The 15,340-nt window shown below is 71.1% G+C and carries 16 protein-coding genes; 11 read left to right on the top strand and 5 right to left on the bottom strand.

Features of this window, described 5'->3' with window-relative positions:
• The first annotated feature begins 6 nt into the window (after nt 1–6).
• The 4 genes from MB828_RS21565 to MB828_RS21550 all read left to right on the top strand — a co-directional run bounded on the left by MB828_RS21565 (nt 7) and on the right by MB828_RS21550 (nt 4,338).
• Nucleotides 7–1,350: an endo-1,4-beta-xylanase gene (locus MB828_RS21565; RefSeq protein WP_301649622.1), complete on the top strand. Its 1,344-nt coding sequence runs from the start codon at nt 7–9 to the stop codon at nt 1,348–1,350.
• Between the two features lie 94 nt (nt 1,351–1,444).
• Nucleotides 1,445–2,500, top strand: a complete 1,056-nt coding sequence (locus MB828_RS21560) for an LCP family protein (RefSeq protein ID WP_301649621.1) — start codon at nt 1,445–1,447, stop codon at nt 2,498–2,500.
• 169 nt (nt 2,501–2,669) lie between these two features.
• On the top strand, nt 2,670–3,026 hold the full coding sequence (locus MB828_RS21555; protein WP_133028803.1) for a YciI family protein: 357 nt from the start codon (nt 2,670–2,672) through the stop codon (nt 3,024–3,026).
• A 43-nt stretch (nt 3,027–3,069) separates the two neighbouring features.
• Nucleotides 3,070–4,338, top strand: a complete 1,269-nt coding sequence (locus MB828_RS21550) for an RNA polymerase sigma factor (protein ID WP_301649620.1) — start codon at nt 3,070–3,072, stop codon at nt 4,336–4,338.
• Nucleotides 4,339–4,348: 10 nt separating this feature from the next.
• Here MB828_RS21550 and MB828_RS21545 read toward each other — a convergent pair whose 3' ends face one another.
• Nucleotides 4,349–5,545 (bottom strand): class I SAM-dependent methyltransferase, encoded by a 1,197-nt coding sequence (locus MB828_RS21545; protein WP_301649619.1) that lies wholly within the window; start codon nt 5,543–5,545, stop codon nt 4,349–4,351.
• Between the two features lie 90 nt (nt 5,546–5,635).
• Between MB828_RS21545 and MB828_RS21540 the strand changes: the two genes are divergently transcribed.
• The 4 genes from MB828_RS21540 (at nt 5,636) to groL (ending at nt 9,621) form a co-directional block, all read left to right on the top strand.
• On the top strand, nt 5,636–6,553 hold the full coding sequence (locus MB828_RS21540; RefSeq protein ID WP_301649618.1) for a polysaccharide deacetylase family protein: 918 nt from the start codon (nt 5,636–5,638) through the stop codon (nt 6,551–6,553).
• The gene (locus MB828_RS21535; protein WP_430381409.1) at nt 6,550–7,362 is read left to right on the top strand and encodes a polysaccharide deacetylase family protein; all 813 of its coding nucleotides are present in this window, start codon (nt 6,550–6,552) and stop codon (nt 7,360–7,362) included. The genes MB828_RS21540 and MB828_RS21535 overlap by 4 nt, the downstream gene beginning before the upstream one ends.
• Before the next feature lie 213 nt (nt 7,363–7,575).
• Nucleotides 7,576–7,884, top strand: coding sequence for a co-chaperone GroES (gene groES / locus MB828_RS21530; protein WP_004955293.1), 309 nt, complete (start codon nt 7,576–7,578; stop codon nt 7,882–7,884).
• A gap of 111 nt (nt 7,885–7,995) precedes the next feature.
• The gene (groL, locus tag MB828_RS21525; RefSeq protein WP_301649617.1) at nt 7,996–9,621 is read left to right on the top strand and encodes a chaperonin GroEL; all 1,626 of its coding nucleotides are present in this window, start codon (nt 7,996–7,998) and stop codon (nt 9,619–9,621) included.
• Nucleotides 9,622–9,708: 87 nt separating this feature from the next.
• Here groL and MB828_RS21520 read toward each other — a convergent pair whose 3' ends face one another.
• The 3 genes from MB828_RS21520 to MB828_RS21510 all read right to left on the bottom strand — a co-directional run bounded on the left by MB828_RS21520 (nt 9,709) and on the right by MB828_RS21510 (nt 12,025).
• Nucleotides 9,709–10,416 (bottom strand): ester cyclase, encoded by a 708-nt coding sequence (locus tag MB828_RS21520; protein WP_301649616.1) that lies wholly within the window; start codon nt 10,414–10,416, stop codon nt 9,709–9,711.
• Nucleotides 10,417–10,485: 69 nt separating this feature from the next.
• Nucleotides 10,486–11,259, bottom strand: a complete 774-nt coding sequence (locus MB828_RS21515) for an SDR family NAD(P)-dependent oxidoreductase (protein ID WP_301649615.1) — start codon at nt 11,257–11,259, stop codon at nt 10,486–10,488.
• A 97-nt stretch (nt 11,260–11,356) separates the two neighbouring features.
• Entirely contained in the window at nt 11,357–12,025 is a 669-nt protein-coding gene (locus tag MB828_RS21510) for an MOSC domain-containing protein (protein ID WP_133028810.1), read from the bottom strand.
• A gap of 80 nt (nt 12,026–12,105) precedes the next feature.
• On the opposite strand from MB828_RS21510, the gene MB828_RS21505 reads away from it, so the two are divergent.
• Nucleotides 12,106–13,014, top strand: a complete 909-nt coding sequence (locus MB828_RS21505; RefSeq protein WP_301649614.1) for a LysR family transcriptional regulator — start codon at nt 12,106–12,108, stop codon at nt 13,012–13,014.
• Nucleotides 13,015–13,095: 81 nt separating this feature from the next.
• Here MB828_RS21505 and MB828_RS21500 read toward each other — a convergent pair whose 3' ends face one another.
• A complete protein-coding gene (locus MB828_RS21500; RefSeq protein WP_133028812.1) occupies nt 13,096–13,425 on the bottom strand; it encodes a WhiB family transcriptional regulator in 330 nt (109 codons plus the stop codon).
• Between the two features lie 381 nt (nt 13,426–13,806).
• Between MB828_RS21500 and MB828_RS21495 the strand changes: the two genes are divergently transcribed.
• The gene (locus MB828_RS21495) at nt 13,807–14,418 is read left to right on the top strand and encodes a response regulator transcription factor (protein WP_003948568.1); all 612 of its coding nucleotides are present in this window, start codon (nt 13,807–13,809) and stop codon (nt 14,416–14,418) included.
• A gap of 304 nt (nt 14,419–14,722) precedes the next feature.
• Nucleotides 14,723–15,283: a sigma-70 family RNA polymerase sigma factor gene (locus MB828_RS21490; RefSeq protein ID WP_420855474.1), complete on the top strand. Its 561-nt coding sequence runs from the start codon at nt 14,723–14,725 to the stop codon at nt 15,281–15,283.
• The last annotated feature ends 57 nt before the right edge of the window (nt 15,284–15,340 follow it).

The raw sequence follows: 15,340 nt of genomic DNA, 5'->3' as shown, positions 1-15,340 counted from the left end.
CCCGCGATGAGATCTCTGAGACTCGGCTTACCCCTCGCCGCACTGTTCACCGGTGTGGCGCTGCTCTTCACGGCTCCCGCGGCGCACGCCGCCGACACCCCGCTGCGCGACCTCGCCGCGGCACGGGGCAAGGTGATCGGCACCGCGGTGACCGGCTCCAAGCTCACCGGGACGTACGGTGACCTCGCCGGCGGCCAGTTCAGCTCGCTGACCCCCGGCAACGCCATGAAGTGGGGGACGGTCGAGCCCACCCAGGGCACCTTCGACTGGACCGAGGCCGACCAGATCGTCGCCTTCGCCCAGGCCCACCACCAGCAGGTGCGCGGCCACACCCTGGTCTGGCACAGCCAGAACCCCGGCTGGCTGACCAACGGCACCTGGACCCCGGCCCAGCTAGGCAGCCTGCTCCAGAACCACATCAGCACCGAGGTCGGCCGCTACAAGGGCGAGATCACCGCCTGGGACGTCGTCAACGAGCCCTTCAACGAGGACGGCACCTACCGGTCGACGATCTGGTACGACGGCCTCGGCCCCGACTACATCGCCAACGCCCTGACCTGGGCACACGCCGCCGACCCGGCCGCCAAGCTGTACATCAACGACTACAACGTCGAGGGCGTCAACGCGAAGAGCACCGCCCTGTACGACCTGGTGAAGTCCCTGAAGGCGGCGGGCGTCCCGATCGACGGGGTGGGTCTCCAGGCCCACCTGATCCTCGGCCAGGTCCCGGCCACCCTCCAGCAGAACATCCAGCGCTTCGCCGACCTGGGTGTCGACGTGGCGATCACCGAGCTGGACGTCCGGATGGCGCTGCCCTCCGACAGCACGAAACTCGCCCAGCAGAAGGCCGACTTCAAGTCGGTGGTGGCCGCGTGCGCCGCGGTGAGCCGGTGCGTCAACGTCACCGTGTGGGGCTTCACCGACTCCGACTCCTGGGTGGACAGCACCTTCCCTGGGTACGGGGCGGCGACGCCGTACGACGCGAACTACGCGCCGAAACCCGCGTACTACGGCATCGCGGAGGCGCTCGGCGGGACCACGACCACACCGCCGACCGGCGCCTGCACCGCCGCCTACGCCGTGAGCAGCCAGTGGAACACCGGGTTCACCGGGCAGGTGACGATCTTCTGCTCCGGGGCCTCGCTGACGTCGTGGAAGGTGAACTGGACCTACGGCGCCGGACAGCAGATCACCCAGGCCTGGAACGCCACCTGCACCCAGTCGGGCGCGGCCGTGTCCTGCGCGAACGCCTCGTACAACGGCACGGTCGCGGACGGGAGTTCGGTGACCTTCGGGTTCAACGCGTCCTGGACCGGGAGCAATCCCGTGCCCACGGTGACCCTTGGGTAAGCAGGGACTGAGAAGCGTGAGATTTTCCGAAGAAATCCACTTCACCGCGCTTCCACTAACACTCCCCTAATAATTCGGACTTACGTTCCTGCCCGTGACGGGACACGAGGAGCAAGGCGAAGCGGGCAGACGGGTGGGCCGGCGGTCGCGGGTGCTGAAGATCGTCGGTCTCACCCTGGCGGGGGTGGTGACGCTCGGCGTCGCGGCCGCGGGATGGGCCTATGTGCACCTCAACGACAACATCAAGAGCGTCGACATCAACAGCGCGCTCGGGGACGACCGGCCGGCGAAGGCGGTCTCGACACCGACGGCCGCCGCGTCCGCCTCCGCGTCCCCGCTGCCCACCGGGTCCGTGAACATCCTGGTGCTGGGCTCGGACTCGCGCAGCGGCAAGGAGAACGAGAAGCTCGGCGGGGGCAGCAGTTCGGGCGCCCGTTCCGACACGGCGATGGTGGTGCACATCGACGCGGGCCGGACCTCGGCCACCGTGGTCAGCGTCCCGCGCGACACCCTGGTCACCCGCCCCTCGTGCCCGCTGTCCTCCGGCGGTTCGACGGCGGTCGCCCACCACTCGATGTTCAACAGCGCCTACTCGGTGGGCGGGGCGGTGTGCGCGGTGAAGACGGTCGAGTCGATCACCGGCGTACGGATGGACCACTACCTGGAGATCGACTTCTCGGGCTTCGCCAAGCTGGTGGACGCGCTCGGCGGCGTGACCGTCACGACCGGCCAGGACATCGACGACGACGACAGCCATCTGCACCTGAAGAAGGGCACCCACCACCTGGACGGCACGCAGGCCCTCGCGCTCGCCCGCACCCGGCACGGCATAGGCGACGGCAGCGACCTCGGGCGGATAGGCCTCCAGCAGAAACTGGTCAAGGCCCTGCTGGACCGGATCGCCTCCATCAACCTCCTCACCGACCCGGCCAAGCTCTACGAGGTCGCCGACGCGGTCACCTCGTCCCTCACCACCGACACCGGCCTGGACTCGCTGAGCGAGCTGATGCGCCTCGGGCAGAGCCTGAAGGGGCTGACCTCCGACAGCGTCAGGACGGTGATGATGCCCGTGGTGACCGCCCCCTCCGACCCCAACCGGGTGGTCGCGAAGGAACCCGCGGCGAGCGAGCTGTGGGAGTCGTTGCGGTAGCCACCCCGGTGCCGCCAGGTGCCGCCCGGTGCCGCCCGCCGCCGTCCCGGACGCGGGGGCCGGAAAAAAACTTCGGGGAATTCCGGCGGGCGTGTCGAACCCGGCGTTCCCCGTTCGACGCAAGGGTGAGATGCGGGGAGAGACCCCGCAGGAAACCCGAGGAGTCACCATGCCCCGTTACCTGTCGCTCGTGCGGATCGACGAGAACTCCGCCCCCGCCGAGGGCCCCAGCGAGGAGCTGATGCAGCGGATGGGCGAACTGATCGAGGAGATCACCAAGGCCGGCGTGATGCTGGACACCGCCGGACTGACGCCCACCGCCGACGGCACCCGCGTGCACTGGGAGGGCGGGCAGATCTCCGTCACCGACGGCCCGTTCACCGAGTCCAAGGAGGTCGTCGGCGGCTACGCGATCATGCAGTGCAAGGACAAGGCCGAGGCCCTGGAGTGGACCAAGCGGTTCCTGAAGGTCCACGAGGAGTTCTGGACGGTGACCTGCGAGGTGCGGGAGATCGCGGAGGGCTGACCTTCCTGGCGTACGGCCGACGGTGGGTGTTGCATGGGGGGCTGTGAGCACACAGCCCCCCGCAGAGGCCGACGCCCGCCACGCCATCGAGACCGTCTTCCGCCTGGAGTCGCCCCGCGTGATCGCCGGCGTCGCCCGGGTCGTCCGGGACGTCGGCATCGCGGAGGAGCTGGCCCAGGACGCCCTGGTCGCCGCCCTGGAGCAGTGGCCCAGGGACGGGGTGCCGGACAACCCGGGCGCCTGGCTCATGGCCACCGCCCGGCACCGCGCCGTCGACCTGGTCCGGCGCCGGGAGAACTACGCCCGCAAGCTCGCGGAGATCGGCCGCAGCACGGAGACGGCCGTCCCGCCCGAGGAGATCGCCGACCCGGACGACATCGACGACGACCTGCTCCGTCTGGTCTTCACCGCCTGCCATCCGGTGCTGTCTCCCGAGGCCCGCACGGCCCTCACGCTGCGCCTGCTCGGCGGCCTGAGCACGGCCGAGATCGCCCGCGCCTTCCTCGTCCCCGAGCCGACGGTCGCCCAGCGGATCGTCCGCGCGAAACGCACCCTCGCGACGCGGAACATCGCCTTCGAGGTGCCGTACGGACCGGACCGCGAGGCCCGGCTCGGCTCGGTCCTGGACGTCATCTACCTGATCCACAACGAGGGGTACGCGGCCACCGCGGGCGACGACTGGCTGCGCCCGTCGCTGTGCGAGGACGCGCTGCGGCTGGCCCGTGTGCTGTCCGCGCTGATGCCGAAGGAGCCGGAGGTGCACGCCCTCACCTCGCTCCTGGAGTTCCAGTCCTCCCGGACCGCCGCCCGCACCGGACCCGACGGTGAGCCGGTCCTGCTCAGGGACCAGAACCGCCGCCGCTGGAACCGCATGCTCATCGCGCGCGGCATCAGGGCCCTGGCCCGCGCGGACGCCACGACGACGGGTGCCCCCGGGCCGTACGCCCTGCAGGCGGCCATCGCGGCCTGCCACGCGCACGCGTACACCTACGAGGAAACCGACTGGCCGGCCATCGCCACCCTGTACCGGCTGCTCGCGGCCCGCTCGCCGTCCCCGGTCGTCGAGCTGAACCGGGCGGTGGCCGTGTCCATGGCCCAGGGCCCGGAGCCGGCCCTCGCGATCGTGGACGCGCTGACGGCCGAACCGGCGCTCCGCGACTACCACCTGCTGCCGAGCGTGCGCGGCGACCTGCTGGCCCGCCTCGGGCGGACGGCCGAGGCCCGCACGGAGTTCGAACGCGCGGCGGGGCTGGCGCGCAACGAACGGGAGCGCGAACTGCTGCTGGCCCGGGCCCGCGACTGCGCTTCGTGACCGACGTGGCTCAGGACGGCCCGGCACCGGTGGCCGGGCGGGCGGGGGCGCCGACGAGCATGGTCGGCGCCCCCGCCACACGGGTCAGGAACACGGTCGCCGCGTTCCGCCCCTGCGGCTTCGGCAGTGCCTTCCGGCGCAGCTCCTCCGGCTCCACGGCCGACCCGCGCTTCTTCACGGTCAGGTTCCCGACCTCGCGCTCCCGCAGCAGGGCCTTCAGCTTCTTCACGTTGAAGGGCAGCTCGTCGGTGATCTCGTAGGGCGTCGCGTAGTCCGTGTCCCGGAGTCCGTCGGCCGTGATGTACGCGATCGTCGGGTCGACCAGGCCGCCGGCCAGCTCCTCGGCCACCTCGGCGACCAGGTGGGCGCGGATGACGGCGCCGTCCGGCTCGTACAGGTAGCGGCCGACCGGGCGCACCCGCGGGTCGGGCAGCCCTCTGCCGAGCAGGGTGCGGGGGCCGGGCAGGAGGGTGGCGCGCACCGCGCCCGGCTCGGTCCCGAACCACAGGACCGCCTCCTTCACGTCGCCCACGTCCGAGATCCACTCCGCCTCGGCGTCCGCCGGGACCGCCTCGTGCGGGATGCCGGGGGCGATCTTCAGGGCCGCCACCCGCGCGGCTGAGGCCGCCGCGACCGCCCAGGACAGGGGCGGTGAGTACGCCTCCGGGTCGAAGATGCGGCCGCGGCCGCCGCGGCGGGCCGGGTCGACGAACACGGCGTCGTAGCCGGCCGTGTCCACCTCCGTGACGTCGGCCTCCCGGACCTCGATCAGGTCCGCGAGCCCGAGCGCGTCGGCGTTGGCGCGGGCGGTGGCCGCCGTCAGCGGGTCCCGGTCCACGGCGAGCACCCGGATCCCGGCCCGTGCGAGGGCGATCGCGTCACCCCCGATCCCGCAGCACAGGTCGGCGACCGAGGTCACCCCGAGCGCCGTCAGCCGTTGAGCCCGGTGGGCGGCGACACTCGCCCGCGTCGACTGCTCGACCCCGTTCGGGGTGAAGAACATGCGTTCCGCGTCCGCGTCCCCGAACTTCGCCGCCGCCCGCTGCCGCAGCCGGGCCTGGGCGAGCGCCGCCGACACCAGCTCGGCGGGGTGCCCGCGGCGCAGCCGGGTGGCCACCGCGAGTTCGTCGGCGGGCGCGGTGCCGCGCACCTCGTCGAGGAGGGCCCGGCCCTCGGGGGTGAGGAGGGGGGAGAGGAGGTCGTTCACCGGGTCATTGTCGGCCAGTCGGTGGATGGTTCGCCTCGGACGGAGGTGTCTGCCCCGGTTCCGGGCGGGGGCCTGGAAAGATCCGACGCCATGCGAGCAGTCGTACAAAATGACAAAAACAGGTCCAAGAGGGGCGGGGTGCGGAGGAGCGGAGTGCTGCTCTCGGTGCTCGCTCTCTCCGCCGGTGCCGTCGTGTGCGGCTGCGCCGGACCGGGGGAGGGGCCCGACGTCCGCCCCGCCGCCGGCCAGCAGGCCCACCGGGCGGCGGCCCCCGCCCCCGACTCCCATGCCGCCCTGGTCGCCGCCGCCCGGCGCTGGGGCCTTGACGCGGTCCCGCTGCGGCCCCCGGCCCCGCCGAAGCGCAAGCCGCGGATCACCGCTCGCGACGGGTTCGAGGTGGACGGGCAGGTGGAGGACGACCTGCCGCCGGTCTTCACCACGATCCCGACCCGGCAGAAGGTCGTCTTCCTCACCATCGACGACGGCGCGAACAAGGACCCGGCCTTTCTGCGGATGATGAACGAGCTGAAGATCCCCTACTCGGCGTTCCTCAGCAACTACCTGGTCAAGGACGACTACGGCTTCTTCCGCAGGATGCAGGCCGAGGGCCACACCCTCAACAACCACACCCTGACCCACCCCTACCTGCCGGGTCTGTCCTACGAGGAGCAGAAGCACGAGATCTGCGGCATGCAGTCGATCATGGAGAAGCAGTTCGGCCGGGCGCCGACGGTCTTCCGGCCGCCCTACGGCAACTACAACGGCGACACCCTGCGCGCCGCCAAGGCCTGTGGCATCAAGTACGCGCCGATCTGGGACGAGGAGGTGTTCGTCGACCACTGGGAGTACCGCGACTGGGACCGCAGCCTGCACCCCGGCGACATCGTGCTCACCCACTTCCGGGGCCGGGACGACTGGGACGGCACCATGGTCGACGACATGCGGCGCTTCCTGAACAAGGTCACCCGCGACGGCTACGCGGTGGCGCGCCTGGAGGACTACCTGTGAGCCGACCGGGGGCGACGGCCGCGTTGCTGACCGCCGCCCTCCTCCTGTCGGCCTGCGCCCCGTCCGTCGACCCCATCGAGCGGCTCGGCATGAAGGCGGCCGACCGGGTACGGCCGCACGGCCCGGCCGGCCCCCAGCCGTACCGCCGCTGGGGCCTGAGCGCCCCGCTGTCCCCGGCCCCACACCCGCCGCACCCCCCGTCCCGTCCGCTCGCCCTCCGGGCGGCCCTGCCCCCGGTCGTCGACCGTGTCGCCACCGCCGACCGGGTGGTGTTCCTCACCTACGACGACGGAGCCGAGAAGGACCCCCGCTTCGTGGACATGGTCCGCGAACTGCGCCTCCCGGTCAGCCTGTTCCTCACGGACAGCGTGGTCGGCCCCGGCTACGGCCACTTCGCCCGCCTCCAGTCGGTCGGCGCCAGCGTCCAGAACCACACCCTCGACCACCCCGCCATGCCCGGCCTGCCCTACGCCGGCCAGCGTGCCGAGATCTGCGGCCAGCAGGAGAAGCTGAAGTCCCGCTTCGGCATCCGCCCCCGCCTCTTCCGCCCGCCCTACGGCACCTACGACACCACCACCCTGCGGGCCGCGGCCGACTGCGGGGTCACGGCGGTGGTGCTGTGGCGGGCGGCCATGACCCCGGACGGCATCACCTACCGGAGCCGGGACAAGCAGCTCCGGCCCGGCGACATCATCCTGGTGGGCCCCGACGAGGCCATGGGCCCGACCCTGAGAGAGCGCACGGCCCGGCTGCTGCGCCGGGTCCAGGCGAGCGGCCTCACGGTGGGGCGGCTCGAGGACTATCTCTGAGCGGGCACGACGGTCATTTCGCGCGCCGCGCCGCACGTAATTGGCACTCCGCTTGACCGAGTGCTAATCGCGGTCATAGTCTCGGCTCTGGCACTCGGCAGATGAGAGTGCCAACAACGCGACGGGCAGGTCCGGCACCCGCGACGACGGATCCACCTGGTCGCCACCTCAGACAGTTAACCCCGTGAGATCTCCGAAGGGGGAGGTCGGATCGTGACGACCGCCAGCTCCAAGGTTGCCATCAAGCCGCTTGAGGACCGCATCGTGGTCCAGCCGCTCGACGCCGAGCAGACCACGGCCTCCGGCCTGGTCATCCCGGACACCGCGAAGGAGAAGCCCCAGGAGGGCGCCGTCCTCGCCGTGGGCCCGGGCCGTTTCGAGAACGGCGAGCGCCTGCCGCTCGACGTCAAGGTCGGCGACGTCGTGCTCTACAGCAAGTACGGCGGCACCGAGGTGAAGTACAACGGCGACGAGTACCTCGTCCTCTCGGCTCGCGACGTGCTCGCGATCATCGAGAAGTAATTCACCCAGTTCTGCAGTGGACTGCGCCCCTGGCCCCGCGACTTTGTGTAGCCGGGCGCCGGGGGCGCAGTTCGTTTCTTTCAAGCTTTCCGAGAGGGCTGAACCGCTCCCATGGCGAAGATCCTGAAGTTCGACGAGGACGCCCGTCGCGCCCTTGAGCGCGGCGTCAACAAGCTTGCCGACACGGTGAAGGTGACGATCGGCCCCAAGGGCCGCAACGTCGTCATCGACAAGAAGTTCGGCGCCCCCACCATCACCAACGACGGTGTCACGATCGCCCGCGAGGTCGAGATCGAGGACCCGTACGAGAACCTCGGCGCGCAGCTGGTGAAGGAGGTGGCGACCAAGACCAACGACATCGCGGGTGACGGTACGACCACCGCCACCGTGCTGGCCCAGGCGCTGGTCCGCGAGGGCCTGAAGAACGTCGCCGCGGGTGCCTCCCCGGCCGCCCTGAAGAAGGGCATCGACGCCGCCGTCGCCGCCGTCTCCGAGGACCTGCTCGCGACGGCCCGCCCGATCGACGAGAAGTCCGACATCGCCGCCGTCGCCGCGCTGTCCGCCCAGGACCAGCAGGTCGGCGAGCTCATCGCCGAGGCGATGGACAAGGTCGGCAAGGACGGTGTCATCACCGTCGAGGAGTCCAACACCTTCGGTCTGGAGCTGGACTTCACCGAGGGCATGGCCTTCGACAAGGGCTACCTGTCGCCGTACTTCGTGACGGACCAGGAGCGCATGGAGGCGGTCCTCGAGGACCCCTACATCCTCATCAACCAGGGCAAGGTCTCCTCGATCGCGGACCTGCTGCCGCTGCTCGAGAAGGTCATCCAGGCCAACGCCTCGAAGCCGCTGCTGATCATCGCCGAGGACGTGGACGGCGAGGCCCTGTCCACCCTCGTGGTGAACAAGATCCGCGGCACCTTCAACGCGGTCGCGGTCAAGGCCCCCGGCTTCGGTGACCGCCGCAAGGCGATGCTGCAGGACCTGGCGATCCTCACCGGCGCCACGGTCATCTCCGAGGAGGTCGGCCTCAAGCTCGACCAGGTCGGCCTGGACGTGCTCGGCTCCGCCCGCCGCGTCACCGTCACCAAGGACGACACCACGGTCGTCGACGGTGCCGGCAACTCCGCGGACGTCACCGGCCGCGTCGCCCAGATCAAGGCCGAGATCGAGAACACCGACTCCGACTGGGACCGCGAGAAGCTCCAGGAGCGCCTCGCGAAGCTGGCCGGCGGCGTGTGCGTGATCAAGGTCGGCGCCGCCACCGAGGTGGAGCTGAAGGAGAAGAAGCACCGTCTGGAGGACGCCATCTCCGCGACCCGCGCCGCGGTCGAGGAGGGCATCGTCTCCGGTGGTGGCTCCGCGCTCGTCCACGCCGCGAAGGTGCTGGAGGACGGCCTCGGCAAGACCGGCGACGAGGCGACCGGTGTGGCCGTCGTCCGCCGGGCCGTCGTCGAGCCGCTGCGCTGGATCGCCGAGAACGCCGGCCTCGAGGGTTACGTCATCACCTCCAAGGTCGCCGAGCTCGAGAAGGGCCAGGGCTTCAACGCCGCCACCGGCGAGTACGGCGACCTGGTCAAGGCCGGCGTCATCGACCCGGTCAAGGTCACCCGCTCCGCCCTGGAGAACGCCGCCTCCATCGCCTCCCTGCTCCTCACGACCGAGACCCTGGTCGTCGAGAAGAAGGAAGAGGAGGAGCCCGCGGCGGCCGGCCACTCCCACGGCCACGCCCACTGAGCACCGTTCCGACGCTGCACGAAGCCCCCGTTCCCGGTCGTCCGCCGGGAGCGGGGGCTTCGCCCCTCGCGGGCTTTCACTGTGGTCTCAGTTCTCCAGCGCGTCCAGTGCTCCGAGCCGGCCCATCAGCCCGAGCCGGTCGTACTGCCACCAGCCCTCGGCGATCTTCCCGCTGTCGTCGAAGCGGTGCACGGTGGTGCCGGTCATGCTGACCTGCCGTCCCGCGTTCGGCAGCCCCAGGAACTCGCCCTTCTGCACCCCCGTCCAGATCCACCGGCTGCACACCCGGTCCTCCTGGGTGATCTGGTCCTCGATCAGGAACGTGAAGTCGAAGGCGTTCCGCCACATGCCGAGCTCGCGCCGCAGCGCGTCCATGCCGATGGTGTCCTGGTCGTCGGCCGGATCATGACCGTGGTAGCTCTCGGCCACCAGGCCGTCCAGCGGGGCCAGCGGGCCGGACGCGGCGACCGTCTCGAAGAACCGCCGCGCGGTGTCCGCGTACATCCGCTCGTCGCGCACCACGTCCAGATCGGTGAACTTCGGCATCTGGTCGCAGAGCGCCAGCATCTCGTGGAAGACCCTGTCGGTCTCCGGGAGCCGTGAGTTCCGCATCGCCTCCTCGTACGACGGGAACTCCACGATCTCGACGACGTGCTCCGCGTCGGAGCGGTCCATGCCGACCACCGCGTGCGTCGCCGTCCGTTTCCCCTTGGTCTGCTCGACCCATCGGTCCATCAGCCGGTCCAGCTCCTCGAACCGGCTGGTCCTGCACTCGATGACCTGCATGAACGTCATACCGCAGCCTCCGGCCCCCCTGGGTCCGGTACCGTCACGCCCATTTTCCCACCGGCCCGGGCGGCGCTCCTACTGCGGCCCGTACTTGCGCCCCGTCCGCGAGCTGATGCCGCCCACCAGATTGCGCGGGGCCAGCTTCGCCAGGCCCGTCAGCACCTTGTAGCGCGGGTCCGGGACCGACAGCGTCCGGCCGCGGGCCAGGTCGGCGAGGGCCGCCGCGACCAGTTTGTCGGCGTCCAGCCACATCCAGCCGGGGATGTTGTCGGTGCCCATCCCGGCCCGCTCGTGGAACTCGGTCCGGACGAACCCGGGCGCCAGCGCCATCAGACGCACCCCGCTCCCCGCCAGATCGCGCGCCGCGCCCTGGGTGAACTGCACGACCCACGCCTTCGAGGCGCCGTACGTACCGCGCGGCACGAACGCCGCCACCGACGCCACGTTCACGACGCCGCCGCGCCCGCGCTCCCGCATCGCCTCGGCCGCCGCCGACGTCAGCCGCAGCACCGCCTCGCAGTGCACCTTGAGCATGCGCAGCTCGTCGGCCATGGAGACATCCAGATAGCGGCCCTTGTTGCCGAAGCCCGCGTTGTTGATCAGCAGGTCGACGGGGTTCCTGCGGTCACCGAGACGGGCGGCGACCGAATCGATGCCGGCGTCCTCGGCGAGGTCGGCGGTGAGCACCTCCGCCTCGATGCCGTGCCGGTCGTGCAGTTCGGTCGCCTGTTCGCGCAGCCGTTTGGTGTCCCGCGCCACCAGGACGAGGTTGTGCCCGTCCGCCGCCAGCCGCCGCGCGAACGCGGCACCGATCCCCGCGGTCGATCCCGTAATCAGAGCCGTTGTCATGGCCCAAGGGTAGTTACCCGGACCGCCCGGGTCCGCTGTGCGCACCAGCTCTCCCGAAGGATGAAGCGCCGGTGAAGACGCCCGGCGCGACGGCCGCTCAGCCTGCCTGCGCCGCCACGTACTTGCGCGCCTGCGCCAGCGCCTCCGGGTGCAGGGCCGCGCCCGCCGCGAGCAGCCGCGGCAGCAGCTCCCGCTCGGTGGTGGTGGCCCGGAACTCCATCGCGGCCGTCACCCCGTGCTCCGGCAGATGCACGATCTCGATCGGGTCGCCGGTCCGTATCTCGCCCGGTTCGATCACCCGGAGGTAGGCACCGGTCGCACCCTTCCGCGTGAACCTCTTCACCCATCCCCGTTCGCCCAGATGGCCCTGGAAGGTGCGGCACGGGATGCGCCCGGAGGTGACCTCCAGTACGACCTCGGAACCGATCCGCCAGCGCTCGCCGATCAGCGCGCCGGACACGTTCAGCCCGTTTGTCGTGAGGTTCTCGCCGAAGGAGCCGTTGCGCAGGGTGCGGCCGAGTTCCTTCTCCCAGTCGTCGAGGTCCTCGCGCGCGAACGCGTACACCGCCTGGTCGTCGCCGCCGTGATGGCGCAGCTCGCACACCGCGTCCCCGGCCAGACCGCTGCCCGCGACGCCCTTAGGCCCGGGGGCCGCCACCCGCACCGGCCCGTGCACGGGCTGCTTGTCGATGCCGGTCACGCCGTCCACCTGGTCCGTGTGGGGGGACGGGGTCGGGCGGCCGAGGTTCACCGAGAGAAGCTGCATGCTCCGACCGTAAGGGACCACCCCCCAAAGCGTCGACGCATTATCGGATGCCGTATCCAAGTCCGCCTTATGATCTAAGGGTGATCGAAGCACGTCATCTCCGGGTCCTGCGCGCCGTCGCCGCCACCGGTTCGTTCTCGGCGGCGGGGCGGGAGCTGGGCTGCACCCAGCCTGCCGTCAGTCAGCAGATGAAGGCCCTGGAGGCCTCCGTGGGCACCCCGCTGCTGGTGCGCAACGGCCGTGAGATGCGCCTGACCCAGGCCGGTGAGGCGCTGGTGCGGCACGCCTCCGGGATCCTCGCCGGACTCACCGCCGCCGAGGAGGAGGTCGCCGCGATCGCCGGCCTGCGGGCCGGCCGGGTCCGGCTGGTCTCCTTCCCGAGCGGCAGCTCCACGCTGGTCCCCACCGCCCTCGCCGCCCTGCGCGCCGCCCACCCGGGCACCCGCGTCTCCCTGGAGGAGGCCGAGCCCCCGGCCTCGGTGGACCTGCTGCGCGCGGGCGACTGCGACATCGCGCTCGCCTTCCGCTACGAGGGGGCGGCGGACGCGGGCGGCGCCGAGGAGTGGGCGGACCTGGTGGTGCGGCCGCTGCTCGCGGACCGTCTCGTGGGCCTGGTGCCCGAGCGGCACCGGCTGGCCCACGCCGAGTCCGTCGCCCTCGGGGAGCTGGCCGACGAGCCCTGGATCGCGGGCTGCCCGCGCTGCCGGGGGCAGCTCGTCCAGGCCTGCGAGAGCGCGGGCTTCACACCCCGCATCGACTTCGCCACCGACGACTACCCGGCCGTGGTCGGCCTGGTGGGCGCGGGCCTGGGCGTGGCGGCGCTGCCTCAGCTGGCGATCGAGTCGGTACGTCCGAGGGGTGTGCGCACGGTGGCCCTGGAGCCGGCGGTGCGGCGGGAGATCGTCGCCCTCACCCTGCCCGACCTGGAACAGGTGCCGGCGGTGGCGGCGACGCTGGAACAACTGAGCCGGGCGGCCCGGCGGGCGTGACGGGCGGCACGCAAACTGCCGGGCACGCGCGCGTGCCCGGTGGTCGGAGAAGGATCGTCAAAAGATTGAAGAAACGTTCTTTCATGTGTCGGAGGCGGGGTCGCCGCTGGTCGTCGACGCCGACACCAGCCTGTTGCGCGCCCGCCCCATGAGCTCTTCGCGCTCGTCCTCGGTCAGGCCGCCCCACACGCCGTACGGTTCACGGACCGCCAGCGCGTGCGCCGCGCACTCCGCGCGGACCGGGCACCTCATGCAGACCTCCTTGGCCGAGTTCTCACGGGCACTCCGAGCCGCCCCGCGCTCGCCCTCGGGATGGAAGAAGAGCGAGCTGTCGACCCCACGGCAGGCAGCCAGGAGCTGCCAGTCCCACAGGTCCGCGTTCGGTCCGGGAAGGCGGGAGAAATCTGCCATTACGTGACCCCTTGTAGCCGTTCTGGGCGGATACGGTGCCAACGACCGTACATCTCCGGTCTAGAGAGATGAAAATATGACTCATTGGCAATCTAGCTCCAGACACTGTGAAACAGGAAGAAAAAGGTCTAAATGGGGCATTGGTTGTGATGAAAAGTTGAGGGTCTGACGTCCATGTCTGCACCGTGTCCGCGCCCTCACGTAGAGTGCCGAAGACGGCATGCAGCCCCGTAACTCTTTCGAGTGACCGTCGTTGAGAGTGCGGTGGCGGTTGAAGCAACAAGCGCTCGGGCAGGCGTCCGAGACGTTCGACCGCACAGGTGACGATTCCGTACCAGCCTGGAGGCTCAAGGTGACGCGCATCAGCTGCGGAGGGCGGTCATGACATCCGTCCTCGTCTGCGACGACTCCCCGCTTGCCCGAGAGGCGCTGCGCCGCGCGGTCGCGACCGTGCCCGGCGTCGAGCGCGTGACGACGGCTGCCAACGGCGAGGAAGTCCTCCGCCGCTGGGGTGCCGACCGCTCCGACCTGATTCTGATGGACGTGCGCATGCCCGGACTGGGGGGCGTCGAGACCGTACGCCGGCTGCTGTCGGCCGACCCCGGCGCGCGCATCATCATGCTCACGGTCGCCGAGGACCTGGACGGCGTGGCCCTGGCCGTCGCCGCCGGCGCCCGCGGCTACCTGCACAAGGACGCCTCGCGCGCCGAACTGCGCGCGACCGTCACACAGGCGCTCGCCGACCCCACCTGGCGACTGGCGCCCCGGCGTCTGCGCTCGGCCGAGATGGGCGCCGCGCCCACCCTCACCGCGCGCGAGATCCAGGTCCTGGAGGGCATGAGCCACGGCCGCTCCAACGCCGAGATCGGCCGCGAGCTGTTCCTCTCCGAGGACACCGTCAAGACGCACGCCCGGCGCCTGTTCAAGAAGCTCGGCGCCTCCGACCGCGCCCACGCGGTGGCCCTCGGGTTCCGCTGGGGACTGGTCCGTTGACCCGGCGGTGAGCTGCGCCGCAGCGGGACCGCGCACCGGCCGGACGCCCCCGCCTACCGCATGGTGGGCGGGGTCCGCAAGACGGATCGGCGCAGTGCCGCTGCTCGTTTCGGCGCGGATGCCGCATCCTTGAGGTGTGGAGTCTCTCGGGGACGAGTCGTTCGAGCGGAAGGGGAGGGCGCAGGAGATGAGTTCCGGCGCACCTGCTCATAACGCTTCGGTGCACAACGACGGACGCGGTGCCACCCAGCCGACGGCAGCAGGGCACCATGGACCGATGCGCGAGGACGAGGCAGTCACTGCCATGGGGACGATCGGTGCTCTCGTCCACCGCGCCGTAGACGGGGACGAGCAGGCCACGCACGACCTGCTCGCCCATGTCCACCCCCTCGCGCTGCGTTACTGCCGCACCCGGCTGTCCCGCCTGCCGGGGGACGCCCGGCACTTCGTCGAGGACCTCGCCCAGGAAGTCTGCGTGGCGGTCCTCCTCGCCCTGCCCCGCTACCGCGACACCGGCCGCCCCTTCGAGGCCTTCGTCTTCGCCATCGCCTCCCACAAGGTCGCGGACCTCCAGCGGGCCGCGATGCGCCACCCCGGCTCCACGGCCGTCCCGTCCGACGAGATGCCCGAGCGGCCCGACGACTCCCTCGGCCCCGAGGAGCGCGCGCTGCTCAGCAGTGACGCCGAATGGGCCAAGAAACTCCTGGCCAACCTGCCCGAGAACCAGCGCGAGCTGTTGCTGCTGCGTATCGCCGTGGGCCTCACGGCGGAGGAGACGGGTCAGATGTTGGGAATGTCACCGGGCGCGGTCCGGGTCGCCCAGCACCGGGCGCTGAGCCGACTGCGGGCGCTCGCCGAACAGTGACCCCGGCAGCGACCGGGACAGCAGACGGGCAGCGGCCGAGACAGTAGGCGGCAGCGG

The organism is Streptomyces arenae, from assembly GCF_022343545.1.
In the GTDB taxonomy this organism is placed as follows: Bacteria; Actinomycetota; Actinomycetes; order Streptomycetales; family Streptomycetaceae; genus Streptomyces; species Streptomyces humi.
Note: the sequence above shows the minus strand (reverse complement) of the source record. Positions and strands in the feature narration are given on the sequence as shown.

Coding starts and splice junctions, on each gene's coding strand:
- MB828_RS21555 (WP_133028803.1), top strand. CDS start 2,670: ATGCCCCGTTACCTGTCGCTCGTGCGGATCGACGAGAACTCCGCCCCC.
- MB828_RS21495 (WP_003948568.1), top strand. CDS start 13,807: ATGACATCCGTCCTCGTCTGCGACGACTCCCCGCTTGCCCGAGAGGCG.
- groL (WP_301649617.1), top strand. CDS start 7,996: ATGGCGAAGATCCTGAAGTTCGACGAGGACGCCCGTCGCGCCCTTGAG.
- MB828_RS21510 (WP_133028810.1), bottom strand. CDS start 12,025: ATGCAGCTTCTCTCGGTGAACCTCGGCCGCCCGACCCCGTCCCCCCAC.
- MB828_RS21565 (WP_301649622.1), top strand. CDS start 7: ATGAGATCTCTGAGACTCGGCTTACCCCTCGCCGCACTGTTCACCGGT.
- MB828_RS21515 (WP_301649615.1), bottom strand. CDS start 11,259: ATGACAACGGCTCTGATTACGGGATCGACCGCGGGGATCGGTGCCGCG.
- MB828_RS21540 (WP_301649618.1), top strand. CDS start 5,636: ATGCGAGCAGTCGTACAAAATGACAAAAACAGGTCCAAGAGGGGCGGG.
- MB828_RS21490 (WP_420855474.1), top strand. CDS start 14,723: ATGGGGACGATCGGTGCTCTCGTCCACCGCGCCGTAGACGGGGACGAG.
- MB828_RS21500 (WP_133028812.1), bottom strand. CDS start 13,425: ATGGCAGATTTCTCCCGCCTTCCCGGACCGAACGCGGACCTGTGGGAC.
- MB828_RS21520 (WP_301649616.1), bottom strand. CDS start 10,416: ATGACGTTCATGCAGGTCATCGAGTGCAGGACCAGCCGGTTCGAGGAG.